The 24,369-nt window shown below is 72.0% G+C and carries 22 protein-coding genes; 14 read left to right on the top strand and 8 right to left on the bottom strand.

Going from position 1 to position 24,369, the window contains the following annotated elements; all coding sequences use genetic code 11:
* Positions 1–9: 9 nt before the first annotated feature.
* Positions 10–1,236 carry a sensor histidine kinase gene (locus GXW83_RS22980; protein WP_182444945.1) on the top strand — a complete coding sequence of 409 codons (1,227 nt, stop codon included), beginning with the start codon at positions 10–12 and terminating at the stop codon, positions 1,234–1,236.
* Positions 1,237–1,262: 26 nt separating this feature from the next.
* Here GXW83_RS22980 and GXW83_RS22975 read toward each other — a convergent pair whose 3' ends face one another.
* Positions 1,263–1,871 carry a DNA-binding response regulator gene (locus GXW83_RS22975; protein ID WP_225447193.1) on the bottom strand — a complete coding sequence of 203 codons (609 nt, stop codon included), beginning with the start codon at positions 1,869–1,871 and terminating at the stop codon, positions 1,263–1,265.
* Positions 1,872–2,283: 412 nt separating this feature from the next.
* On the opposite strand from GXW83_RS22975, the gene GXW83_RS22970 reads away from it, so the two are divergent.
* The 3 genes from GXW83_RS22970 (at position 2,284) to GXW83_RS22960 (ending at position 4,148) form a co-directional block, all read left to right on the top strand.
* Positions 2,284–2,733, top strand: coding sequence for an SRPBCC domain-containing protein (locus GXW83_RS22970; RefSeq protein WP_182444943.1), 450 nt, complete (start codon positions 2,284–2,286; stop codon positions 2,731–2,733).
* Positions 2,734–2,838: 105 nt separating this feature from the next.
* Positions 2,839–3,030, top strand: coding sequence for a hypothetical protein (locus tag GXW83_RS22965; RefSeq protein WP_182444942.1), 192 nt, complete (start codon positions 2,839–2,841; stop codon positions 3,028–3,030).
* Between the two features lie 113 nt (positions 3,031–3,143).
* A complete protein-coding gene (locus GXW83_RS22960; protein WP_182444941.1) occupies positions 3,144–4,148 on the top strand; it encodes a YdcF family protein in 1,005 nt (334 codons plus the stop codon).
* 27 nt (positions 4,149–4,175) lie between these two features.
* Here GXW83_RS22960 and GXW83_RS22955 read toward each other — a convergent pair whose 3' ends face one another.
* The 3 genes from GXW83_RS22955 to GXW83_RS22945 form a co-directional block, all read right to left on the bottom strand.
* The gene (locus tag GXW83_RS22955) at positions 4,176–4,622 is read right to left on the bottom strand and encodes a cupin domain-containing protein (RefSeq protein WP_225447192.1); all 447 of its coding nucleotides are present in this window, start codon (positions 4,620–4,622) and stop codon (positions 4,176–4,178) included.
* Between the two features lie 224 nt (positions 4,623–4,846).
* On the bottom strand, positions 4,847–5,005 hold the full coding sequence (locus GXW83_RS22950; protein ID WP_182444940.1) for a hydrophobic protein: 159 nt from the start codon (positions 5,003–5,005) through the stop codon (positions 4,847–4,849).
* Positions 5,006–5,098: 93 nt separating this feature from the next.
* A complete protein-coding gene (locus tag GXW83_RS22945; RefSeq protein WP_182444939.1) occupies positions 5,099–6,442 on the bottom strand; it encodes a tetratricopeptide repeat protein in 1,344 nt (447 codons plus the stop codon).
* Between the two features lie 149 nt (positions 6,443–6,591).
* Between GXW83_RS22945 and GXW83_RS22940 the strand changes: the two genes are divergently transcribed.
* The 5 genes from GXW83_RS22940 to GXW83_RS22920 all read left to right on the top strand — a co-directional run bounded on the left by GXW83_RS22940 (position 6,592) and on the right by GXW83_RS22920 (position 9,788).
* On the top strand, positions 6,592–6,870 hold the full coding sequence (locus GXW83_RS22940; RefSeq protein ID WP_182444938.1) for a hypothetical protein: 279 nt from the start codon (positions 6,592–6,594) through the stop codon (positions 6,868–6,870).
* A 40-nt stretch (positions 6,871–6,910) separates the two neighbouring features.
* Positions 6,911–7,366: a DUF6879 family protein gene (locus GXW83_RS22935; protein WP_182447510.1), complete on the top strand. Its 456-nt coding sequence runs from the start codon at positions 6,911–6,913 to the stop codon at positions 7,364–7,366.
* 27 nt (positions 7,367–7,393) lie between these two features.
* Positions 7,394–8,245: a helix-turn-helix transcriptional regulator gene (locus tag GXW83_RS22930; RefSeq protein WP_182444937.1), complete on the top strand. Its 852-nt coding sequence runs from the start codon at positions 7,394–7,396 to the stop codon at positions 8,243–8,245.
* Positions 8,246–8,472: 227 nt separating this feature from the next.
* Positions 8,473–8,622, top strand: coding sequence for a hypothetical protein (locus GXW83_RS22925; RefSeq protein ID WP_182444936.1), 150 nt, complete (start codon positions 8,473–8,475; stop codon positions 8,620–8,622).
* On the top strand, positions 8,619–9,788 hold the full coding sequence (locus tag GXW83_RS22920) for a methyltransferase domain-containing protein (protein ID WP_182444935.1): 1,170 nt from the start codon (positions 8,619–8,621) through the stop codon (positions 9,786–9,788). The genes GXW83_RS22925 and GXW83_RS22920 overlap by 4 nt, the downstream gene beginning before the upstream one ends.
* Positions 9,789–9,922: 134 nt before the next feature.
* Here the strand turns inward: GXW83_RS22920 and GXW83_RS22915 are convergent, their stop codons facing one another.
* Both GXW83_RS22915 and GXW83_RS22910 read right to left on the bottom strand, forming a co-directional pair.
* The gene (locus GXW83_RS22915) at positions 9,923–10,957 is read right to left on the bottom strand and encodes a 3-oxoacyl-ACP synthase III family protein (protein WP_182444934.1); all 1,035 of its coding nucleotides are present in this window, start codon (positions 10,955–10,957) and stop codon (positions 9,923–9,925) included.
* Positions 10,954–12,804, bottom strand: coding sequence for a ThiF family adenylyltransferase (locus GXW83_RS22910; protein WP_225447191.1), 1,851 nt, complete (start codon positions 12,802–12,804; stop codon positions 10,954–10,956). Before GXW83_RS22910 ends, GXW83_RS22915 begins: the two co-directional genes overlap by 4 nt.
* 988 nt (positions 12,805–13,792) lie before the next feature.
* On the opposite strand from GXW83_RS22910, the gene GXW83_RS22905 reads away from it, so the two are divergent.
* The gene (locus GXW83_RS22905; protein WP_182444933.1) at positions 13,793–14,296 is read left to right on the top strand and encodes a DUF6229 family protein; all 504 of its coding nucleotides are present in this window, start codon (positions 13,793–13,795) and stop codon (positions 14,294–14,296) included.
* Positions 14,297–14,416: 120 nt separating this feature from the next.
* The gene (locus GXW83_RS22900; RefSeq protein WP_182444932.1) at positions 14,417–17,191 is read left to right on the top strand and encodes a type 2 lanthipeptide synthetase LanM family protein; all 2,775 of its coding nucleotides are present in this window, start codon (positions 14,417–14,419) and stop codon (positions 17,189–17,191) included.
* Between the two features lie 31 nt (positions 17,192–17,222).
* Here the strand turns inward: GXW83_RS22900 and GXW83_RS22895 are convergent, their stop codons facing one another.
* Positions 17,223–18,500, bottom strand: a complete 1,278-nt coding sequence (locus GXW83_RS22895) for an aspartate aminotransferase family protein (protein WP_182444931.1) — start codon at positions 18,498–18,500, stop codon at positions 17,223–17,225.
* Positions 18,501–18,690: 190 nt separating this feature from the next.
* Between GXW83_RS22895 and GXW83_RS22890 the strand changes: the two genes are divergently transcribed.
* The 3 genes from GXW83_RS22890 to GXW83_RS22880 all read left to right on the top strand — a co-directional run bounded on the left by GXW83_RS22890 (position 18,691) and on the right by GXW83_RS22880 (position 22,626).
* Positions 18,691–19,956 carry an MFS transporter gene (locus tag GXW83_RS22890; protein ID WP_182444930.1) on the top strand — a complete coding sequence of 422 codons (1,266 nt, stop codon included), beginning with the start codon at positions 18,691–18,693 and terminating at the stop codon, positions 19,954–19,956.
* Between the two features lie 18 nt (positions 19,957–19,974).
* Positions 19,975–21,240, top strand: coding sequence for a cytochrome P450 (locus tag GXW83_RS22885; protein WP_182444929.1), 1,266 nt, complete (start codon positions 19,975–19,977; stop codon positions 21,238–21,240).
* A gap of 123 nt (positions 21,241–21,363) precedes the next feature.
* Positions 21,364–22,626: an ATP-grasp domain-containing protein gene (locus tag GXW83_RS22880; RefSeq protein ID WP_182444928.1), complete on the top strand. Its 1,263-nt coding sequence runs from the start codon at positions 21,364–21,366 to the stop codon at positions 22,624–22,626.
* A gap of 82 nt (positions 22,627–22,708) precedes the next feature.
* Here the strand turns inward: GXW83_RS22880 and GXW83_RS22875 are convergent, their stop codons facing one another.
* Positions 22,709–24,259 carry an AMP-binding protein gene (locus tag GXW83_RS22875; protein WP_182444927.1) on the bottom strand — a complete coding sequence of 517 codons (1,551 nt, stop codon included), beginning with the start codon at positions 24,257–24,259 and terminating at the stop codon, positions 22,709–22,711.
* Positions 24,260–24,369: the final 110 nt, after the last annotated feature.

Below are 24,369 nucleotides of genomic sequence, written 5' to 3'. Positions count from 1 at the left end.
GAACGGCCCGTGGATCAGAACGCACTGCGCCACGGCACATTCGAGGAGGAGAGCGCCGCGCTGGTCGGCGCTCTCGGGCGCCGCGCCCCGGCGCCCCGGCTGGCCAGCAGCATCGTCCTCGCGGTGGTCATCGGCTACATGGTGATGGGGTTCACCGACATCGGCACCGACGGCCTGGACCGGCGGCAGCTGATGGTCGGCAGCGCCTGCTTCGTGGGCGTGGCCGCGCTCCAACTGGTGCACTCCTACGACCGGTTGGTGGCGATCCGGCACCGGCTGGCCCCGTGGAGCCTGCTGCTCCAGGCCGTGCTCACCTACCTGCCGCTGGGCTTCGGCATCACCTGGGGCGGCATGGCCGGCTTCCTCGGCGCCTCCGGCCTGCTGCTGCTGTCCCCGACCCTGGGCTGGTGCGTGTTCGGCGGCGTGGCCGTGTCCGCGGCAGTGAGCGGCCCGCTGGAGGGGTGGCCGTTCCTGGAGTGCGTCTACATCCTGCTCTCCACCACCATCACCAGCCTGATCGTCTTCGGCCTCACCCGGCTCGCCCAGCTGGTGGCGCAGGTGGAGTCGACGCGCCTCCAGCTGGCCCGGATGGCGGTCACCCGGGAGCGGCTGCGCTTCTCCCGCGACCTGCACGACCTGCTCGGCTACAGCCTCTCCGCGATCGCCCTCAAGAGCGAGCTCACCAGGCGGCTGGTCATCAGCAGCCCGGAACAGGCGCTGGAGGAGCTGGGCGGCGTGGTGGAGATCTCCCGCCAGGCGCTGGCCGACGTCCGCGTCGTGGCCCGTGGCTACCGGACCATGTCCCTCGGCGACGAGATGGTGTCGGCCCGGTCGGTGCTGGAGGCCGCGGAGATCCACGCCGCCGTCGACCTGGCCGTCGTCCCGCCCAAGGGCCCCATCGACACGGTCCTGGCCACGGTCCTGCGCGAGGCGGTCACCAACCTGCTGCGGCACAGCAAGGCCGAGCGCTGCCGGATCTCCTGCCTGGGCGAGGAGGACCGCATCCTGCTCACCATCGCCAACGACGGCCTGGTCCCCGGATCCAGGGCCTCCGGAACGGACCGGGACGGCAACGGGCTGGCCAATCTCACCGTCCGCCTCACCGAGATCGGCGGCTGGCTGACCTGGGGGGTGGACGAGGCGGGCTGGTTCGTGCTGTCGGCCGGGATCCGCCTGCCCGCCGGCACGGACGCCCCCGGCCCGGACGGCCGCGACGCCGCCGCCCGGCACGACTGAAGCCGCCCACCCCCAGCGCCGTCCGGCTACGGGACCAGGCCCGACTGCCGGGCGATGCGGATCGCGTCCACCCGGTTCCTGGCGTTGAGCTTGCTGACGATCGTCGTCAGGTAGTTGCGCACGGTGCCGAGCGAGAGGAACAGGCTGGCGGCGATCTCCACGGCGGACGCGCCCTCGGCCGCCATCCGCAGCACCTCCTCCTCACGGTCCGTCAGCGGGCTCTCCAGGTAGTCCAGGGCCGACAGCGCCAGCTGCGGGTCGAGCACCCGCTCCCCGGCGTTGACCTTGCGCACGGCGTCGCTCAGCAGGGCCGGCGGGGCGTCCTTGAGGATGAAGCCCGACACCCGGGCGGAGAGCGCCCGGCGCAGGGTGCCGGGGTGCCCCAGGCTGGTGAGGATGAGCGTGCGGCACTGGGGGAGCTGCTCATGGATGAGCGCGGCTGCGCTCAGCCCGTCGAGCCCGGGCAGACTGATGTCGATGATGGCGACATCCGGTCTGTGCTCATGGCAGCTGGGCAGGATCGCGTCGCCGCGTTCGACCTCGGCCACGACGTCGAAGTCGTCCTCCAGCCGCAAGAGCGCCACTAATGCTCCCCGGACCATATGCATGTCTTCGGCCATCAAGATTCGGATCAACGACTCCCCCGAGACGATTCGCTGTGCCTCTGTTGCCGGATCGAATGCAGCGCCGGGGTCAGCGCCTAGCGGGATGGTATCCGAAGGTGAGGAGTGTTCGAGCGTGCAAGCGAGTGTTCCTTCGAATGTCGCTCCTACCGGCGAACGCGGGCAGTGACGGGCCGGGCCCGGCCCGCTCTGCGGGTGACGCTCCGCGACCGGTTTCCGGGACGATTTTGGAACGTAGGAGAATGATGTGCTTTCCGCTGCGGGAAGCCGCTGAGCGGCGGCGGAGCACGGTCGAGAGGGCCTCCAGGGCTTTGCGAACCCCTGCGGGCATGATCGGCCCGCCCGTCCGCTCGCCCCGGTCACCGGGCCGTCCACGGCACTCGGGCCGCCGATCGGCCCCCGTACGGAAAGGACTCCGGCCGCCATGCTCGAGATAGCCGCTTCGATCCAGATCACGGGCCCGCCCGAGGCGGTCTGGGCCGTCCTCGCCGACCTGCCCGGCTACCCGCAGTGGAATCCCTTCATCCGGAAGGCGACCGGCGAACTGGTCGTCGGCGGAAAGCTCAACTGCCGCATCCACCCCGAGAACGCCCCTTCGCTCTCCTTCAAACCGGTGGTCCTCACCGTCGAGCCGGGCCGCGAGTTGTGCTGGCGGGGAATGCTGCTGGCGCCGGGCATCATGGACGGCACACACAGATTCGTATTGGAAGCCAATGACCGGGGAACGCTGCTGAAACAGAGCGAGGTTTTCACCGGACTGCTCACCACGCTCCTGGGCACGCCTCTGCGGGCCGTCCGCAAGGACTTCGAGCGGCTCAACGAGGCCCTGCGGAAGCGGGTCGAGGCAGGCAGCCCGGCGACGACCCCTGCCTAGCCGTCCACCGCGGTCCGGCTCGTGCCGCCGTGCCCGTACGCCGCGCGTGGGGGAGACTGTCCCCGTACCGGCTCGGCCCCGACCAAGGAAGCGTGGACCCGGATCATGACGCCTCAGCGGAAGAAGCTGCTCGCAGCGGTTCTCGTGCCGGTCCAGGTGGTCTCCGCGGGCCTGGCCTGGCGCGACCTGGCCAGGCGGTCCGACGACCAGGTGCGCGGCAGCAAGAAGCTGTGGCGCGGATTCGTGCTGCTCAACCCCGGCAACTCGCTCGTCTACTGGCTGTTCGGACGGCGCTGACCGCCGGCTCGCCCTCCGGCGCCGCGGCCGGTGTTGCGCTCCGCGTATGCGGGCAGGGGTGATCCAGCTCCGGCAACACCGTCGGGACGCTTCGAAGGTCAAGGGGGCAGACAGTGCTGCAGGGTCTCATCGCCGGGGGTTTCGCCCTGGCGTGCGCAGTGGGCGCCCTGTGCGTCGGCCAGCCGTTCCGCCGCTCGGTGCTGACCGCACTGTCGGCGGCTTCACTCGGGGCAGCGGTGCTGTCCCGGCTGGGGGCGCCGCACGGTCCGTGGTGGACCGCCGCCGCCGTGGCCCTGGCGGTTCCGGCGGTCCTCGGGGTGGTCGCGCTGGCGGCCGTGCTGGTGGCGGACGGCGTGCTGCTGATCCGCTCGCAGGGCGCCGCGCCGCCCCAGCTGGCCGCCCTCGCGGCCGGAACCGGCCTGGCCGCGCTCGCCGTGCTGACCGTGCTGACCGCCTGCTGCTCGGGCGGCCGTACGCTCGCGGGGGTCTGCCTCGTACTGGACGCGTCGGCCGCCTACCTGGCCCTGCTCTTCGCCCTGTTCCTGAGTCACGCCGTGCTGGGCGGACGCCTGAAGCCACGCCGGTCCGCCGACTTCGTCGTGGTCCTCGGGGCCGGACTGGTCGACGGCGAAGTCTCCCCCCTGCTCGCCGGGCGGCTGGACCGCGGCCTGGCCGTGTACCGGGCCCAGCTCGCCCGCGGCCGCCACCCGATCCTGATCACCTCCGGAGGACAGGGAGCGGACGAGGAGCGCTCCGAGGCCGAGGCGATGGCGGCCTATCTCACCGCCCGGGGCGTGCCCGCCGACCGCATCCGTCGTGAGGACCGCTCCCGCAACACCGAGGAGAACCTCGCCAACAGCGCCCGGATCATGAGCAGCGCGGACCCCGGCTATCACTGCACCGTGATCACCAGCGACTTCCACGCCTTCCGCACCGCCCTGCTGATGCGGCGCCTGGGCGTCCGGGGGAGCGCCGCCGGAGCCTGGACCGCGCCCTCGTACTGGCTGGCGGCGGCTCTGCGCGAGTTCGTCGCCGTCCTGTGGTTCGACCGGACGGTCTTCCTCTCCCTGAGCGCCCTCCTCGCCCTCCCGGTCCTGGCCGCGCTGCTGCGGCGGTGACCGCGGGCATCGCCAGGGGCGGCGCCCTCAGGGCGTTTCGGCTTCGGGGAGCAGGTGGAAGTCGGCGAAGTCGAAGCCCGGCGTGACCATGCAGGTGACCAGGGTTTCGGCGTCCCCGGCCTCGGCGCGCTGCCAGTGGCCGGCCGGTACCAGGGCCTGGAGCTGCTGCCCGCTGCCGGTGTCCGCGCCCAGAACGACGGTCTGCTCGACGCCGGGGCGCCGCCCGGGCGGGGTGGTGGTGACGGTCAGCGGGCCGCCGTGCCGCCACAGCCAGACCTCGTCGGACGCCACCCGGTGCCACCGCGACTCCTCGCCGGGGCACAGCAGGTAGTAGATCAGGGTGGCCGTCGGGCGCGGGCCGCCGCTGACGGGGTGGGGCACGCTCACGGGGGAGGTGTAGCTGCGGCGGTACCAGCCGCCTTCCGGGTGCGGCTCCAGCCCCAGGGCCCTGGCCATGTCAGGTGTGCGGTTCACACAGCGGACCCTACTGCGGCGGCGGCGCCGATCGGCTCCTCCCGGGGCAGGCGCGCGCAGGTGTCGGCGCGCAGGTGTCGGCCGACGCGGAGCCGGGTGCGGTCGGCGGGGGAGGAGGGTGTGGGTGTCACCGGCCCGCCGACCGCACACCTACCGCCTACCCCGAGGACGGCACGCCAAGGGGGCCATCCACTGGATGGCCCCCTTGACACGCCGTCAGCTGATTACCAGCGGTACCAGCGACCGCCGCCCGAGCCACGGAAAACGAACCCGAGAGCCCACAGCACCAGCACCACGATGGCCACCCACCACAGAATATGAATGGCGAAACCCGCACCGCCCAGGATCAGGGCGAGCAGAAGAACCAGCAGCAGAGCACCCATTGTCTTCCTCCTTTGTCGAACAGGCGCATGCCCGCAACAACCCCACCCATGCCCACCCCGACAACGAACTTCAGCGCTCCCCGCCCCGATGGCTCAGGATGCCCCGCGCGCCATGGGGCGGGCTCGCTCGTACAGTTCATGGGCCCGCGAGTTCCGCAGGTAGGGACGGATGCTGCCCATCATGGTGGCGAAGCGGTCATCGCAGCGGCCGGATTGCACGTGCGGGTAGTCGTCCAGGACCCGGTGCCAGTTCACGCACGCCTCCTCGAGGCGGCCGGCCTGCAACTGCTTCTCGGCGAGCATGGCGTTGTACCGCACCCGCGTGCGACGGAACACCGGTTCGCGGAGCCGGTCGGACTCCTCGAACGAACCGATGGCACCGGCCAGGTCGCCCAGCTCGTATCGCACCTGGCCGACGTGGTAGTTGAGCGAGGAGGGGTCGTAGGACCCGAACGCTGTCGCGCGGGACTCCGCCTTCTCCATCGCCGACTCCGCCTCCCTCATGCGAAGGAGCGCCCCGGCCCGGTCGCCGGTCTGGGCGGCGGCGTGGGCCTGCTGCCCGGCGAGGAACGCCAGCATCCGAGGACCGGCCTGCCGGGAGGCTGCCGCGGCGGCGTCGGCCAGCCGTAGCGCCTGCTGCCCGTGCCCGAGGTCCACGGCCTGCACGCTCATCCCCCGCAGCGTGGTGCAGTACGTCAGGTGGTCCGCTGCCGTGTTGGCCAGTTCCAGGGCCTTGATGTAGTACTGCTGCGCGAGCCCGTCGGCTCTCTCGTCCATCGCCATGTACCCGGTGAGGTAGCAGTGGTCGGCGGCGGCGGAGAGCATCGCGCGCCGCACGGGCTCGCTCGCCTGAGCCTCCAGGTACGGGGCGATGGTGGTGACCAGGAACGCGGACGCCAGCGGCCGGGCCATCCGCCCGCCGAACTGGTCGTCGAGGTCGCTGATGTGCTCGGTCATCGCTACGACCGACTCCACTTCCGGCCGGCCGATCCGCAGCCGCGGGTTCGTCCGCAGCAGCTCGAACCTGCCCACGTGGTCCTGCCAGCCCGGAATCGCCGGCACCGCCGAGTACAGCCCGGCCGCCAGTAAGGTCCGCCGCGATGGGTCCAAGTCAGCGCTCCCCAAGTCGATCAGCCTCGACGCCAAGGTATCCGCACCCGATCCGGGTACGTCAGCGGTTGGTCCCAACCCGGCTTGGGCTGCCGTGACCGGCCTGGCCAGCCTGCGCGACAGCACTTCGAGGATCAGCGGCCGTACCTTCGCGCGGGGCAGCGCTCCGTCGTTCAGCCAGTGCGAGACCGCCGAGTCGTCGTACTTCAGTGCCAGGCCGCACCGGGTGCCCAGGCTGTTCACCCTGCGGGCGAACTGGGAGTAGGTCCAGCCGGTCTCCTCGACCAGCGCGATGAAACCGGCGTTCGGGGTCCGGACGGCGTCCATGCGGGGCCTTTTCCCAGAAAATCAGGGCTTTCAACGTCCAGCCACGACCTCACCGCCCTCACCGTGTGCTTAGCGCGGTTGACTGAGAATCAGCAACCGGTGCCATCGGTGTGCAAGACCACGCAACTGACTTGGTACGGGAGGACATCGTGGCCATAGAGTTTCTGGGGATCTACCCGAACACCCCGGACAACGGGTCGCCGACCATCTGGCGGGACCAGGAGACCGGCGACCTGCTGATCCAGTCCTACAAGGCGAGCGAGGCGGAGGTGAGGGGATGCCAGGAGGTCGGCTCGGTGCCGGGCCACACCACGGACGTCCCCGACCACGAGACCATCGTCCGGCTCCCCGAGAACATGATCCAGTTCATCCCCCGCGCCGCCCCCGGGAGCGACGACAACCCCGAGGAGGACACCAGTGTTTGCTGAGGCCCTGGCCAGAGCCCAGCGCTCGGCGGTCCACCTGGAGATGCGGGACTCGTACATGCTGGACGACCCCGCCTTCCTGGCCTGGCAGCAGGGCAAGCGCCTGGACCGCGCCGACCGGGCCTCGTGGTGGCGTCCGTGGTGCGACACGGTCGCCGGCGCGGTGGGGCGCGGGGTGGTGATGCGCCGCGCGCGCATCGTCTCCGAGCCGGTCACCGACTACATCCGCTACGAGTACGACGTGACCCATCCCAACGTCGTCGCCGGTGAGCTGGTGCGCTGGCTGCCGCGCCGCCGGACCACGGACCTGGCGCTGCCCGGGGTGGACTTCTGGCTGTTCGACGGCGAGGTGGCGCTGTTCAACCACTTCACCGGCGACGGCCAGTGGGCGGACCCGGACATGGAGACGACGACGGACCCCCGGGTGGTCAGGCTGTGCGACTCGGCCTTCGAGGCCGTGTGGGAGCGCGGCATCGACCACGCGCAGTTCACCGTCTGATCCCTGCCGGCACCGGACAGCCAGCACATGCCCTCCTCACCCTCCTCCAGCGCGCAGGCCGCCCGCCTGGCCGTTGCCGCCCGGCTCCGCGAGCTGATGCTGGACGCCGGGCTGCGAGGCGGTGAGCTGGCGGCCCGGTGCGGCTGGTCAGGCGCGAAGTCCTCGCGGATCATCAACGCGAAGACATCGCCCTCAGACGCGGACATCCGTGCGTGGTGCGCGGCCTGTGGCGCGGAGGACCAGGCCGCCGACCTCATCGCAAAGAACCGCGCCGCGGACTCCATGTACCTGGAGTGGCGGCGCATGGAGCGGACCGGCCTGCGCCAGGCCCAGGAGTCCGTCCGGCCGTTGTACGAGCGCACCCGTGCGTTTCGCGCCTATGCCTCCTGGCTCGTCCCCGGCATCGTCCAGACCCGCGCCTACACCACTGCGATCCTGGCGGGCATCCGCGACCGTCGCGGGCTGGCCGACGACGTCGAGCGTGCCGCCGACGAGCGGATGGACCGCCAGCACATCCTCTACCAGGGCCACCACCGCTTCGCGCTGCTCATCGAGGAGTCCGTCCTGCGCAGCGGCATCGGCGGCCGGGGGGTGATGCTGGAACAACTGCGGCACCTCCTGGTCGTGGGCCGCCTGCCGAACGTCAGCCTGGGCGTGGTGCCCATGCGCCCGGACCGCGACAAGGCATGGCCGGTGGAAGGATTCTGGATCTACGACCAGGCCCAGGTCAGTGTGGAGCTGGTCTCCGGCTACCTGACCATCACCCAGCCCAGCGAGATCGCCATGTACGCCGACGTCTTCACCGAGCTGTCGACCTTCGCGGTCCACGGTGCGCTGGCAAGGGCGCTGATCACCGGGGCCATGGACGCCCTGGGGTGAACCCCGGTAAAAGGCTGCACATTCGTTGAGGGGCCCGGGCACCGGACCCTACGGTCGGACTGTCGCCCATGGTGGCCGGTGGGACCGGGCACGGCTCTCACAGGCTTCGCCCGGCGATCCGGGCGGACGCGGCGGCCTGCTGGGGCAGGGCCGCCGCACCCCGGAACACCTCGTACGGCAACTGCCGTGCGGGCAGCAGGGAACGACGATCGCAAGGAGGACCTGAGATGACGGACGGCGGACACGGCGGCGGCTCCGGCAGCGGCCAGGGCGGCGGCCAGCAGGATGACAGCAACAGCGGCGCCGGTCACGGCGGCGGCGGTTCCGACGAGGGCGGCAACACCTCGGACGGCTCCGGCCCGGCGGACGGCAAGTGACCCGCGCTGACCAGGAGGCGGGCCGTACGCGGCTCGCCTCCGCCCTGACGGCCAGCGGGGCACTGACAGCAGACTGGCTCCCCTCCTACCGGGCGGTCCCGCGCGAGCTGTTCGTACCGGACCGGATCTGGCCCGGGACCGCCGACGGCACCCGCCAGGGCCCCGTGCTGGACCGTGTCAAGGACCGCATCGCATGGCTGAACGCGGTGTACTCCGACATCCCGCTCACCACGCAGTGGGACGACGGGGAGCACCAGGGCGACGGCCGGGGCACCACCCCCACGTCGTCCAACTCGATGCCCACGATGGTGTTCTCCATGCTCGCCGACCTCGATGTCCATGACGGGCACCGGGTCCTGGAGGTCGGAACCGGGCCCGGCTGGACGTCCGGCCTGCTCGCGCACCGCAACGGCGGCGGCAACGTCTTCACAGTCGAAGTCGACCCGGCGGTGGCTGCCCAGGCACGGGCCAACCACATCCGCGCCCAGGTGAGCCCGACCGCGGTCCTCGGCGACGGCCGCGCGGGCTGGCCGCAGGCCGCACCCTTTGACCGGGTCATCGTCACCGCATCGCTGATCGACATGCCGTCCGCGCTCATCGCCCAGACCCGCCCCGACGGGGTGATCGTCGCCCCGTTCGGCACCGAGTACGGCGGCGAGGGCATCGTGCGCCTGACCGTCGGTCAGGACGGCACGGCCGGAGGCCCGTTCACCCGCAGCTCGGCGTTCATGCGCCTGCGGCAGCAACGCAGCCCGCGCCCACTGGTCGACGCCTACCTGCACGGCGTCCCCTGGCCGGCCGGAGCGGACAAGACCACCACGACCCTGGCGCCGCCCAGGACCGGAGGCTGGCTCGCCCAACTCGTCATCGGCCTGCGGGTACCCGGCGCGTTCTGGCGAGCCGAGCGCTACCAGAACGACGCCTACACGCTGTGGCTCTACAGCACCGACACCCTGTCGTGGGCCACCGCCGACCACCTCCCGGACGCCAGCACTTTCGAGGTCCGCCAGTCCGGACCGCGCCGCCTGTGGGACGAAGTCGAAGCCGCCTACCAGTGGTGGCAGGACAACGGCAGGCCCGGCCGGGAACGGTTCGGACTGACGATCGGCGCGCAGGGACAGCACCACGCCTGGCTCGACGTGCCGGAAAACCACTGGCCCATCTGAGACCGATACGCCCGAGGCCGGTGCTGTCGGCGCGGCAGTCGTGCGGGACGGGTGCGCCGTTGGGGTGCGGAACCGGCGCAGTGCCGTCGGCGTGGTGGCGCCGGCGGCACTGCGTGGGGGTCAGTCGGGGCCGTTCAGCTGTGGCGCAGGCACAGGGTGCCCCAGTGGAAGCCTGCGCCGATGGCGGACATGACGTAGGTGTCGCCCGGTCGGAGCCGCCCGTGCGTGGCGGCGTCGTGGAGTGCGGTGAACATTCCGGCGGCGCCGGTGTTGCCGAGGGTGTCGAGGGTGATGGGCGCGCGTAGGGCGGGCGCGTCGAGGGCCTTCAGGGCCTGGTCGAGGATGTTGATGTTGGCCTGGTGCAGGAAGTAGTGGTCGATGTCGGACGGGTCCAGGCCGGCCCGCCGGGCGGCGAGGGTGATGCTCTGCGGCAGCCTGGTGGTGGCGGTCTCCCAGACGGCGCGTCCGTCCATGGCCAGGAAGTGACCGCCGGTGGCGAGGGTGTCGGCGCTGGTGGGCAGCCGTGAGCCGCCTGCCGGGATCTGGACCTGGTAGGAGAGTTGCGAGCCCAGGTCGTAGGAGAGCAGGCCGGCGCCGGGGGTCTCGGTCGCGGTCAGTACCGCTGCGGCTGCGGCGTCGCCGAAGAAGACCCCGGTGGTGCGGTCGCCCGGGCGGGTGACCCGGGAGGCGCAGTCGGCGGCCAGGACCAGGATGTTGCGGATGGAGGGGTTCTGCAGCAGGTGGGCCGCCAGCAGCATGGCGTGGGCGCCGGAGGCGCAGGCGGCCTGGGTCACGTCCAGGGCCATGGCGCGCGTGGCGCCGAGCGCGTCCTTGACGATCAGGGAGGTGGAGGGCAGCGGCTGGTCGTAGGTGTAGGTGGCGACGATGACCGCGTCCAGGTCCGCCGCGTCCAGCCCGGCCGCCCGCAGGGCCGGGTCGGCGGCGGCCAGGCACATGTCGGAGGTGGCCAGTTCCGGTGCCAGGCGCCGGCGTTCGCGGATGCCGGTGCGGGCGGTGATCCACTCGTCGGTGGTGTCGAGGGTGCGGGTGAGGTCGTGGTTGGTCACCACTGTCGGCGGCAGGTGCAGGCCGGTGCCGGCGACGGTGAAGGGGACCGGCAGTCCGGCGCCGGTGTGCGTGTCGCCGGCCAGTTCGGGTGCGAGGGTCATGCGACGGTGCTCCGCTCGGCTCGGGTGAGGAGTTCCAGGTCGGCGTAGAAGCGCCCGGACGGGCGGGGCTGGCCGAGCAGGATGCGGCGCGCGGCCTCGGCGGTCAGGGCCCCGCCCAGCGCGACACCGGAGGCCAGTTGCGGCCAACTGCTGAGGGTCTTGCCGATCTGCGGGATGGAGGCGGCGAGTTCGGGGCTGATGCGTTCGCGGTCCACCATGTCCAGGATCAGGTCGACGGTCTGATCGAACGTCAGATCCAGCAGGTCGGCAGAGGTGGTCTCGCCCAGGAGCCCGTGCAGCAGCGGCCGTTGGGGCTCCAGGTCGAACCGTTCGACGTCCAGCAGGCCCCGGTCGTTGGCGTCCATGACCACCGGGATGCCGAGCCTGCGGGCGTGCTCACGGGCGGCGATCTTCACGTAGGGGGTGTCGCACTCCTCGACCAGCAGGTCGATCGGGCCGTGGCCGCCGCTGAAGAACTCGGGCATGTTGGCCTCGGTCAGACCGGCCGGGTAGATCTCGATGTCCAACCAGGGATCGATCTCGGTCATCTGCCGGGCGGCGATGACGCACTTGTTCACCCCCAGGTGGTGCACGCCGGCGCGGAGCCGGTTCAGGTTGGACAGGCTCAGGCTGTCGAAGTCGGCGAGCTTGAACGCGCCGCCGATGCCCTCCATGGCGAAGGTGAGCGCGGCGCTGCTGCCGACCGACAGGCCGATCACCCCCACCCGTCGGCCCATCAGCTCCCGCTGCTGCGGACGCTCGATCCGGCCCCGGTTGCGGTCGGTGCGCACCAGCCGGAACTCCTCGCGCGGCAGCAGGTGCACCAGACGCCCCGACCACGGGTACCAGGCCCACACCCCGTAGGACTCCGGTTCGAGCCCGGCCAACTGCTCGGCCACCGCCCGCTCCAACTCCGCCCCGGCCAGCTTCCGGCCGGGCTCGCGGCTCCTGACCAGCTCCCGCAGCTGCTCCTCGACGGTGTCGTAGACCTCGCGGACCTGGCCCGAGGCCAGCAGTGCGTCGAGTTCCGCGCGGTCCCCGGCGTCCTGGGGCTCGAACAGCACGGGGTGCCAGGCTTCGCTGCCCTCGGTGCGGGCCTGCCGGGGCGCCGGGACGGCGAGGGCCGGGGCCGTGCTCGGCCGGTGCGGCGCGGGCAGGCCGCGCAGGGCCTGTTCCGGCGTCACCACGGTGGAGGCGAAGGACTCCTCCAGGTGCTCGACCAGGTCGGTGTACTCCCCGGCGCCGCGGGCGGACCGGTAGAGCATGAGCACCACGTCCTCGGTGTAGTGCTCCACGTAGCGGCGGGTGCCGGGCACGGGACGGAAGCCGAACCGCTCGTGGAACAGGTCCTGGCCGTCGGCGGTGCCGGAGGTCCCGATCATGGCCTTGGCTCCCAGGCAGCGGGCCGCGGCGATGGCCATCGCGTTCAGGTGGACGCCCAGGCCCAGCTTGCGGGCCCGGTGCTCCACGACGAGACGGCTGTGCTCAAACGTTTCTTCGGTTCCCAGCCCTTCCCGGGTCAGCACATCCTCAAAGGGTTCCTCCCCCAGGAAGGCGCGGGACTGGAACAGCCGCGCCGTCTGCGGAGTCGACAGCCGCACATATCCGACGGGCGGGCCGTCGACCTCGCGCCGGCCGATGAAGTGCCAGGCCCCGAAGTCCAGCTCCTGATCGTCGACGTAGTCCTCGCCGTCGCGGAAGTCGGGCCTGCGGCCCCCGTCGAACAGGATCCGCGCACGCAACTCGCGGATGCGGTCGACCAGTTCCGCAGAGCCCGGCGTTCCGGACGGTAGCTGGAACGCCGACACCTGCCACGGCACGCCCAGACCCACACCATCAATGTTCACAGCAGTCAGCTCCTTGTTCAGGTGCGCACGTCCGATGACGTGGCGGCATGGCGCCTGCGCGCACTCGATGATCACAACGAGCGCGCAGGCGAAGCGTTTCTTCTGACCGCTCCGGCCATGCGACAGCTGGGGAGGGAGCGGGTACGCAAGGCGATGGGGTGAAGGGGGCGGCCGTCGCCTCGCGTCGGCCCGCCCAGCAACGACGATATTGGGATGGCATGTCCACGGCTAATACTTCTTGATCTTCGCCGATCCGTCGGCGGACGCTGGTTATAATCCCGCCCGCCGCGCGATCCCGCCCGGGTGCGCCAGCGTGAGCCCTCTCCCCGGCCCGGGATCCCGATGCGGATCCCGAGTCGAAGCGGGCGGTATTCCGGCGCGTTTTCGGCGGGTGCGCAGGGCGGGCCGAGTGCGGCCATGTGATGCACATCACTGGCCAATGGATCGGAGTCCGACTGATATCCGAGGGAAAAGCAGGAGTGGCCGGTCGGCCATCCGCGTGACCGAAAAACGCTCTGCCGCTCCTGATCGTTCTCGAATACGCTATTGCATCGCTCTCGGGGTCGGCTGCTGATCTGCGAGTATCAGCCAAGTCTCCGTTGTGCACGGCTCGTTGCAGAGAGGTGGCCGGTCGATGAACGCGCGGTAGGGGGTGCCGAACGGTGTCGTCGCCATTCGGGGACGGCGCGCCCCGGCGCTGTGCGGGCCGATTTCCCGCCGACGTTCCGGCCGACGTTCCGGTGAAGCCTGTGTTTCATTGCGGACTCCGGCGTTCCGGGAAAGAGCCCCTTTCGAGGCAAACGAGCGGCTGATACAGTGCGACTGCGCCTCTGGTATTCCCGCACCGTGCAACCACGCCATCTCCAGGTCCACATCTGTTCGGACGTGCGGGTACCTATCGGTATCTATTCCGGGCGGATTCTGCGTCATGTGCGTCACGTTTCAGGCACTCCCACCATCCCGAAACACCGTCGCGGAAGGCAGAGCAATGATCAATCACAACACCGAACGAGTCGTCGACGCCTGGCTCACGGGCGCCCCGAGCCCGCTCGGTATGGACAACCCGGCCGGCCCCCTCTACACCGGCGCCACCTTCACCGGCGGCACGACGGCCACCGACGCGCTGGTGACGGAGAACGTGTCCGACGCGTTCGTCACCATCGAGGACGCCTTCGTGACCATCGAGGACGCCTTCGTGACCATCGAGGACGCGTTCGTCACCATCGAGGACGCGTTCGTCACCACGGAGTCCTTCGTCACCATCGAGGACGCCTTCGTGACGACGGACTCCTTCGTCACGATCGAGGACGCGTTCGTCACCACGGACGCGTTCGTCACGATCGAGGACGCCTTCGTGACCACGGAGTCCTTCGTGACCATTGAGGACGCCTTCGTCACCACGGACGCGTTCGTGACCATCGAGGACGCGTTCGTCACCATCGAGGACGCCTTCGTCACCGTCGAGAACCTGCGGGAAACCGCCTCTCTCTGACGTCAACGCGTGCGAGTTGCGGCATAGGCTGGTTACCAAGGGGCGGAGTCCATGGGCGGCGTGCGTTCTGATCCGGCCGGAGACTCCCCGTCGGGTTTCTTCGGTCGTCCCGTCGAGGCTTTGGCCGCCCCCTGGGCCGCCGGCCTGGAGCAGCGGCTGGCAGGTGTCGCCGGGCTCGGCGAGCGCGAGACCCAGGTCATCGTCCGCAGTGCCCGCCGGCATCTCCTGACCGCCACAGAGGCGCGGTTGAAACGGCTGTTCCTGCTCGAACTGCACGCGGTGTCCCTCGGTGGCGGGCTCGACGCACCCGATGCCGAGGGACGCTGGGCAGCCTTTCTGGAACTGGCCGCAGAGCCGGCGTTCCTCGAGGGGCTCGCCGTACGCTACCCGACCCTGGGCGGCCGGTTGAGGACAGCCGCGCTCAATGTCGTCGGGGCCGTCGGCGTCCTCGCGGAGCGCCTCGTCGCCGACCGCGCCGCGCTCGACGCCCTCGCCGGGCAGCGGCTCGGGGAGCTGCGCGGCCTGGCCCTCGGCAGCGGCGATCCGCACCGGGGCGGGCACACGGTCTCCCGGCTGGACTTCGCGCACGGCACGGTGATGTACAAGCCCCGGCCGATGGAGGTCGATGCGGCACTGGACAGCGTCCTCGCCGCGCTGGTGCCCGGCCCCGACCGGATCAGGACCCCGGCGGTCCTGGCCCGCGACGGCTACGGCTGGACCGCCTTCGTGGCACACCGCTACTGCGACGACGATGCCCAACTGGCCGCCTTCTACCGGAACCTCGGCACGTGGCTCGCGGTGATGCGGCTCGTCGGCGGCACCGATCTGCACAGCGGCAACATCGTCGCGCACGGCCCGGTCCCGGTGGTCGTCGACGCCGAGACGATGTTCTCGCCCGCACCCGTGAACGCCCCCGCCGACGCTGACCGTCCCGCCCACGCCGACCACCCCGCGTCGACGAGCGCGGCGGAGGTCGCCGCGCGGACGCTGCGCCGGGCGGTGACCCGCGTCGGAATCCTGCCCATGCGGGTCGGCCTGCTCTCCGGCGTCGACCTCTCGGCCGTCGGCAGGCTGCCCGGCGAACAGCCGACCGTGCGCGTCCCCACCCTCAGCGGCGGCGGCACCGACGCCGCGCGCCTGGTGGACCAGGAGGGCAGACTCCCGCCGTCGGGCAACCACCCCAGCCCCGAGCCCGACCCGGAGCGGTTCTGGGAGGACATCGTCTCCGGCTTCGAGGAGTTGAGCGCCCGGTTGCGGCGGATGGACCGCGACGGCGAGCTCATGCCTGCCCTCAAGCCCTTCCTCGGCAGTGAGATCCGTCAGGTGCTGCGCTCGACCCAGGTGTACGGGGACGTCCGGCAGATGCTCTGGCACCCTGCAGCTCTGCACAACGAGCCCGCGGCCGTCCAGCAGGCCCGCGCCGCGCTGCGTCGGCACCACCGGGCCAACCCGATCGCGCCGGGCGACGACGCGGCCATCGACGCCGAGATCGCCGATCTGCTGGTCGGCGACACGCCGGTGTTCACCGCACACCTGCGCGCCGAGCGGCTGCGGGACTCCGTCGACGACTGGCGGGCCGCCGACCTGGCGCTGGAGGCCCGCCTCATCCGCTACGCGGTGACCGGCATGTACGCCGACGGGCACCGCGCCGGTGCCCGCGCCACCCCGGCCCAGGCTCCGGCGTTCACCCGGGGCGGCAGCCTGGAGGCGCGCCGCCGCGCCCTCGCCGCCGAGACGGTGACCGCCCTGCGCGACTCCGCGATCCACGGTCCGGACGGCTCGGCCACCTGGATCGGCCCGGTGTCGGCCGACGCGGGCTGGGCCGTGCGGGGGCTGGGCCCCGACCTCCTCAGCGGCCAGGCCGGTGTGGTCGTCAGCCTGGCGGCGTACCAGGGCGAGGCCGAGCAGGGACGCGCCGAACCCGTGCCGGGCCTGGGGGAGTTGCTCACCGGAGCGGTCGAGGGTCTGCGGCGGCTGGACGACCGTCCCACGCGCGGGCCCGGAGCGCTCACCGGCCACGCCGGGCGGGTCTGGGCCTGGCTGGCACTGTCCTCGCTACTGCGCGAGGGCGCCGGCGACAGGCGGTCCCCGCAGCCCGTCCCGCAGCCCGTCCCGGAGCTGCTGGACCGTGCGGTGGCCCGCGCGCAGGCGCTGCGGGCGCCGGACCTCCGGAGCACCCACGGCCTGGACGGCTGGGCGGGCGCGGTCGTGCCGCTGCTGGACCTGAGCGCGGCCACCGGCGACGCCCGCTGGGCGGCCTTCGCCGCCTCCATCGGGCGCGGCCTGGCCACATCGATCGGCGCCCAGGGCCAAGCCCGGGCAGTCACGGCCACGGCCCTCGGCTTCGCCCACGGCAGGGCCGGCACCGCCTGGGCGCTGCACCGGGCCGCGCTCGGGGCCGGCTCCGACGACGAACGGGCCCAGTGGCGTGCCTCGGCCGACCGTGCCCTGGGGGCCGCAGCCGACGCCGTCGAGGCGTCCGGCGACGCGGGCTGGTGCCGTGGTGCCTCGGGCATCGGCCTGGCCGCCTGCGACCTCTACGCCAGGACCGGTGACGGCCGGTACCTGGATCTCGTCCGCAGGATGGTGGCGGTGGCGCTGGCCGCCGGATCGGGGCAGGGGCGGTCGCTGTGCCACGGCGCCTGCGGGGTGTGGGAACTGCTGGCCGCGGCGCGCGGGCTGGGACTCGGCTCGGCGGAGCTCCCGGGGCCCGGTGTGAGCGGCGGGCTGCTGCTGGACACGCTCCGGACCCCGCCCGCCGGAGGGCTGGACGCGGCCGAGGCGACCGCTCCCGGCCTGCTGAACGGCCTTGCCGGTACGGCCCTGACGCTGCTGAGGATGCACCCCGGGCACGGCCTGGGCGGCTCGCCGCTGCTGCTGGCGAGCCGCCCGTGACCGGTGGAACGTGACCCGCCGCCCCCGCTGCTCAGCGCAGGGCGGCGAGTTTCGTCGCGCTGTCGCGCAGCGCCTGGACGAAGACCTCGACGGACTCCTCGGAGAAGGTCAGCGGCGGCGTGAGCCGGAGCCAGGTCTGGGCGTGGGCCGCCGACTCCAGGATCACGCCGCGTTCCAGCAGCAGGTCCACGCAGGCGTCGGCGCCGTCCGGCGCGTTCGGCGCGGAGATGCCCTCGATGTCCACCGCGAGCAGCAGACCGCGTCCGCGCACGCCGCGCACCCCGATCCCCTCGGCGACCACGTCCTCGATCCGGGACCGCAGCAGCGCGCCGACGCGCCGGACGTTCTCCAGGACGCCCTCCTGCTCGATCACGTCGAGCACCGTCAACCCGGCCACCATGCCCAGCAGATGGCCTTCGAACGTCGAGTTGTGGATGTACGCGCGGCTGGGGGAGGCGTACACCGAGCGGTGCACGCGCTCCGTCATCAGCAGCGCGGCCACCGGGACCATCCCGCCGCTGAGGCCCTTGGACGTGGTCACCAGGTCGGGCTCGATCCCGGCCTCCTGGAAGGCGAACCAGGCGCCGGTGCGGCCGATGCCGGTCAGGATCTCGTCGGCGATCAGCAGGGCCCCGTGCTCGGCGCAGAGCCGGGCCACCTCGCGCAGCGCCTGCGGCTCCCACGGCCGTGCGCCGCCCAGCCCCTGCACCGGTTCGACGAAGACCGCCGCCACGTCCTGCGCCTTCAGCACCGCCTCCAGGGCGGCGGTGTCGCCGAACGGCACCGCGTGGTGGCCCTGGGGAGCCCAGGACGACCCGGCCAGCGGCAGGCGCCAGTAGTCGTGCCCGGCCAGCGGCAGCGGGCCCGGGGTGAAGCCGTGGAAGCCCTGCCCGAAGGCGACGAAATCCCTCCTGCCGGTGGCGGCCATGGCGAACTTCATCGCGTTCTCGACGGCCTCGGATCCGCCGGTGCAGAAGTACACCCGCTCCAGCCGGCCCCCGGCGATGTCGCACAGGCGCACCGCGAGCGGGCCCGAGGCGGTCGGAAGGCCGAGCGGCACGATGAACGGGCCGCCGGAGGTGATGACTTTGGTCAGTGCCTCCACCACCCGAGGGTGGCGGTGGCCGAGTGTCGCGCCGCCGTTCTGCGCGATCATGTCGAGGTAGCGTCGGCCGTCGGAGTCCGTGACGTAGGCGCCGGACGCACCGGGGAACAATGCGGGCCAGCCGCGAGCCTCGATAACCTCGGTGCGAAACGGGTTGACGGCTTGGCGGTACGCCTCGACGGGATCGATCCCCTGGTTCTCCATACCCTGCCTTTCATGGCGGGTCGCCGGGTGAGGTCACCAGAGAAACTAGCCCAGTGGCCAATCCGTCGTCCACACCACCAACTCCCTTTCCTGGAGACCCTTTTCGGCGCCGCCGTGCCATGCCATACTTCCAATCCGGAACTTCGAGGCGCACGTCCGTTCTCCGCGGGAAGGCAGGAAAAGTTCCGTTATGGAAGACAGCTCCCTGGCAGTGGCGCCCGCGGACGAACTTCCGCCACTCAGCCGAAACCGGGATTTCACCTTCCTGTGGACCGGGCAGGCCGTTTCGGTCCTCGGAAACGAACTCTCCGAGATCGCCTATCCGCTGCTGGTGCTCACCCTCACCGGCTCCGCGGCGCGGGCCGGGCTGGTCGGCAGCGCGGAACTGGTGGCGATGCTGCTCATGCTGCTGCCCGCGGGCAAGACGGCCGACCGGTACCCGCGCCGACGCGTCATGGCCGTCAGTTCGCTGGTCCAGCTCGTCGTCCTCGGCAGCGTCGCCGTCGCCGTCATCGCCCACCACGTCCTGCTGGTCCACCTGGCGGTGGCCGGGGCGTTGGAGGGGGCGGCGTCGGCGTACTACATCGGCGCCAGCCGGGGCGCGGTGCGCCGGGTCGTCCCCACCCCGCAGCTGTCGCAGGCGCTGGCGCGCACCCAGGCGCGGGACCAGGCGGCGGCGGTGCTCGGGCCGCCGGCCGGCGGCGCGCTGTTCTCCATGGCCCGCGCCCTGCCGTTCGCCCTCGACGCGGTCTCCTTCGGCGCGGTGGCGCTCGCGGTGGCGCTGGTGCGCGGCCCGGTCGATCCCGCACCGGCCGCACGCCCCGCCACCGGGCGCGGGCGCGTCACGGACGGGCTGCGCTTCGTCGCCGACAACCGCTACCTGCGGGTGGTGGCCCTCTGGGCGGCGGCCGTCAACGCCGTCGCCACCGGGATGATGCTGCTGGTCATCGTGCTGGCCAGGTACCGCGGCGCCGGGCCCTCGACGGTGGGCGGCATCATCGCCGTCTTCTCGGTCGGCGGGCTGCTCGGCGCCCTGCTGGCGCCCCGGCTGATCAAACGCTACTCGGGCCGCGCCCTGGTGCTGCTGGCCTCCTGGCTGCTCGTCCCGTGCCCGCTGGCGATGGCCGTGGCCCCCTCGCCGTGGCTGATCGGGGTCGCCGGCGCGGTGTCGGTCTGCGCGATCACGCCGGTGAACGTGATCCTGCTGACCCGCGCCTACGAACTGATGCCCCATCACATGCAGGGCCAGGCAGGCAATGCGATGCTGCTGTTCGGCTCCAGCCTCAAATGGCTCGCCCCCACCCTCGCCGGCGTCATGGCCGACGGACTCGGACCGGTCATCCCGATCGTGGTCTGCGCCGTCCTCTACGGCCTGGCCGCCGTGTGGCTTCAGGGCAGGGGCGTACTCCGCCAACTCAACGCGCCGGTCGCAGAACCGGTCGGCGCCCACGTGTGACTCACCCTGGGAGGCGCATTGACCGAGCACAGCGTGCACGCCGGCGACCGGCTGGCGGCGTCCGCACTCGTGGAAAGGCTGTTCAACTCCGAAGAGGCCAGGGCGGATCCCTACCCGCTGTACCGGGCGCTGCGCGAGGCCGATCCGGTCCACGTCACCGACAACGGGCGGGTGTTCCTCACCCGCTACGACGACTGCGCCGCGATGCTGCGCAACCCCGGCCTCGTCGCCCAGAGCGAGACCTGGATGGACTCCGCGTCGCCCGGGTGGCGCAACCATCCGGCCGTGGTGCAGAACATCGAGTCCATCCTGTTCCGCGATCCGCCGGTGCACACCCGGCTGCGCCGACTGGTGAACCGCTCGTTCACCCCCCGGCGGGTCGCCCGGATGCGGGACGACATCGCCCAGTTGGTCGGCGCGTCGCTCGACCGGTTCGCCGACGAGGGCGCCGACGGCAGCGCCGTCAACGCCTACGAGGTCCTGGCGAGCAGCCTGCCGATCGCGGTCGTGGGGACGCTGATCGGCATACCCCGGCAGGACTGGGCGGTCCTGCACGAGCCGGTGTCGGCGGTCATGCAGGTGGTGGAGGTCGGCGTCGGACCCGACCGGCTCGACCGGGCCGACGAGGGGGCGACCGCGCTCAACGCCTACTTCGAGGACCTGATCGCGCAACGCCGGCGCAACCCGTGCGCCGACATCATCTCCGACCTGGTCGCCACCGCCGACGCGGGCGGCGATCCGGCCGACGGCGGCACGGGCATGACCGAGACCGAACTGCTGCGCATGGTGATCCTGCTGTTCGGCGCGGGCGTCGACACCACCGTCGGCCTGCTGGCCAACGGCCTGGTCGCTTTCCTCGACAACCCCCAGCAGGCCAAACTGCTGCGCGAGGAACCGGGTTTGGCCGAGGCGGCGGTCAACGAGGTGCTGAGGTACGACTCGCCGACCCACGTCATCGTCCGGGTCGCGGACGAGGGCGCCGTGGTCGCCGGAGTACCGGTGCCGAAGTACAGCACCGTCTTTGCCATCTCCGGCGCGGCCCACCGCGACCCCGAGCAGTTCCGCGACCCCGACACGTTCGACATCACCCGCCGGGGCACGTCGGTGCTCTCCTTCAGCGGGGGCATCCACTTCTGCGTGGGCGCGCCCCTGGCCCGGCTGGAGGCGGAGGTGTTCTTCCCGGCGCTGCTCGACCGCTTCCCCCGGCTGGCCCTCGCCGACCGCCCGGTGCGCCGCGGCTACGTCGTCCGCGGCTACGACTCACTTCCGGTGACAGTGATCTGACGGTGCATCAGAGTCCGGGCCGTCGGCGCTGCGACGGCCCGGTACCTGCGCCGCCCGCCGCCGGCGGGCGGTTCACGACGCGTCGGCCCGGGGCGGCCGGACGCCAAGGAAGGGAACGCCGTCATGTCAGGCGCTGCAAGCACGTACATCGTCGTCGGCTGCGGGCTGGCCCTGCTCGGGGAGTTGGACAAGATCCTGCCCGCAGGCTCGGTGACCGTGGTCGAGGAGGCCGACCTCCTCGACGCGGGGGACCTGCGGGCGAAGGCGGCCAAACGCGCCTGCGTCGCGGAGGTCGTCGACGGGCCCGCCCAGCGCCACGACGGCAGTTCGCCGCTCCCGCCGTCCGCGCTCACCGCTGCCGTCGCGGTGATCCCCAGCTGGGAGTACTCGGTGGTGGCCACGGCCGCCTGCGCCGAGGCGGCGGGCGTCCCGGGCGCGGGCGTGCGCGCGGCGCGCACCCTGCGCGACAAGGTGCTGCTGCGCGAGGCTGCGGCCGCCGCCGGGATGCGCCAGCCGCAGTGGACGGAACCCGCCGACGTGGACGACCTGCGTGCCTTCGCCGCCGCCCACGGTGACGCGTGCGTCCTCAAGCCCGCCGATCGCCAGGCCAGCGTGGGCGTGCGCCTGATCGGGCCCGGCGACGACCTGCGGCACGCCTGGGACGAGAGCCACGCGGCCGACGACGCCAAACTCCGCAGCGCCAACTGGACACCCGGCCGCTTCCTGGTCGAACAGCGGTTGCACGGACCCGAGATCAGCGCCGAGGTGCTTGTCGCCGACGGCCGGGTCATCTGGGTCAACGTCACCGACAAGACGGTCTGGCCCGGTACCCACCCGGTCGAGGCGGGCCACCTGCTGCCCTCGGTACTGGACGCCTCCGTCCGCGCCCGGGTGGCCGAGGCCAACCAGCAGCTGGTGGACGCCGTGGGCTACGGCACCGGGGCGCTGCACAGCGAATGGATCCTGGTCGACGGAGTGGAGCCGTACCTGGTCGAGTGCGCCGGACGGCTGCCGGGCGACGCCATCGTGCCGCTGATCGACCTGGCCTACGGCGGTTCGCTGATCGAGGACTTCGTCCGCGTGCTGCGCGGCGAGCGGCCCGAGCGCCCGGTGCGGGCCGCACGCGGCGCGGCGGTGCGGTTCGTCACCGCCCCGGCGGGCGTGGTGCGCGCCGTGCACGGGGCAGACGAGGCGGGCGCGGTGGAGGGGGTGTTCGCCGCCGGAGCCACGGTCGCCGTGGGTGCCTCCGTGCGCCCTCCGGCCAGCTCCTGGGACCGGGCCGGGCACGTCCTGGCGGTCGGCGACGACGGCCCCGAAGCGGCCCGGATCGCCGAGCAGGCGGCGTCCCTGATCACCTTCGAGGTGGATGCCCCGGCGGCGGACTGAGCACCCCGGCCTGGTCCGCTCCCGGAGCAACGGCCCGCCGCCCGCCGTCCAGCCCTGCTGACGGCGGGCGGCGGGCGGCCGGTCAGGTCAGGTCCGGGTGCCGGGCCCGCAGGGCCTTCTTGTCGACCTTTCCGGTCTCGCTGTAGGGCAGGCTGTCGACGAACTCCACCACCGAGGGCGCGCAGTACTCCCGCAGTTCCGCCGCCACCAGTCCGCGCAACTCCTCGCCGGTCACGGTCGCCCCCGGCACGGCCACCACATAGGCGTGGACGGCCTCGCCCAGGCTCTCGTCGGGCACGCCGATCACGGCGGCCGCGCTCACCTCCGGGTGCGCCACCAGGACGTCCTCGACCGGCCTGCTGAAGACGTTGGCCGCTCCCCGCCCGGTGACGATCATGTCCTTGGCGCGGTCCACCAGGTACAGGTAGCCGTCCTCCTCGACGTACCCGAGGTCGCCGGTGCGCAGCCAGCCGTCCGCCAGCGCCTCGCGGGTGAGCTCCGGCTCGTCCCAGTAGCCGGTCATCACCAGCGACCCGGTGACCCACACCTCGCCGACCTCGCCTGCGGGCAGCGGCTTCCCGTTCTCGTCGCGCACGTCGACCTGCGCGTCGGCGAACACCGTGCCGCAGGAGCGCAGTCGCTGCGGATGCTCCGGTTCCACCGTGACGCCCCGGTACTCGGTGACGAACGCCGCCTCGCTCAGCCCGTAGACCAGGCGCACCACCGGGCCGAGCCGCTCGGCCGCCTGACGGAGCCTGCTGGGGAAGACCGGGCCGCCGCCGATGTTCAGCAGCAGCAGACTGCTCAAGTCGGCGGAGTCCAGGGCCGGATGGTCCAGCACCTGGTAGAGCAGCACAGGTGTGAACAGGGTGCTGCTGACCCGCTCGGCGGCGATCAGGTCGAGCAGCGCCGGGATGTCCGAGCCCTCCCCGAGGACGATCGTCGATCCGGTGAAGAGCATGAGCAGATTGGTCATCTGCCCGCTGACATGGGTGAATCCGGTGAGCGCCAGATGCTTCAACGTTGGGGCGCCGCTGGCCATCCACGCCTCGGCGATGAGGAGCAGCGAGGAGAAGAAGCGCTGCTCGTGGTGCACCAGCTTGGGCCGGCCGGTGGTGCCGCTGGTGCAGAACAGGGACTCCGGCGCCGTCCCCGGGGCGGGTTCCGGAAGCGTGGGGCTCCCGGCCGGGAGCGGTGCCAGCAGGTCGGGCCCCTGGCCGCCGGGACCGAGGCACAGCACGGTGCCCTGCCAGTCCTGCAGCAGTTCGGCCGCGAGGTCGAGGTAGCGGCTGGTGTCGTACACCAGGTGGTCCACCCGGGCGCGCCGCAGGAAGTCGGCCTGCTCGCGCACCGGCGTGTAACCGGCTATCCAGACGGTGCGGCAGCCGAGCAGGTGCGCCGCGAACTGCAGCAGCATCGTCTCCGGCCGGTTCCCCGAGAGCACCGCCACCGACGAGCCCGGCTGGACCCCGTGTGCCGTCAACGCCGCTGCCAGCGCGGGTACTTCGCGGCGTACGTCCGCATAGGTCAGCCGGCGGCCCGCGGAGACGATCGCCTCGCGCTCACCGAACCCGGCGAACCGTTCGAGTGCCTTGACCACGTAAGGTGCGACCGAGTCGCCGAGATCATCCACGCACGCATTCAACCAGTGCGCGCGGGATTGTCAACCACGCCTTCGTCACAAATGACGGCGCATCAATTCCCTTGCAGGAATCGTTCCGGAGCGGTTTCGGAGGCAGGCCG

Source organism: Streptacidiphilus sp. PB12-B1b (assembly GCF_014084125.1).
Lineage (GTDB): Bacteria > Actinomycetota > Actinomycetes > Streptomycetales > Streptomycetaceae > Streptacidiphilus.
This window is presented reverse-complemented; position numbering and strand designations above follow the sequence as displayed.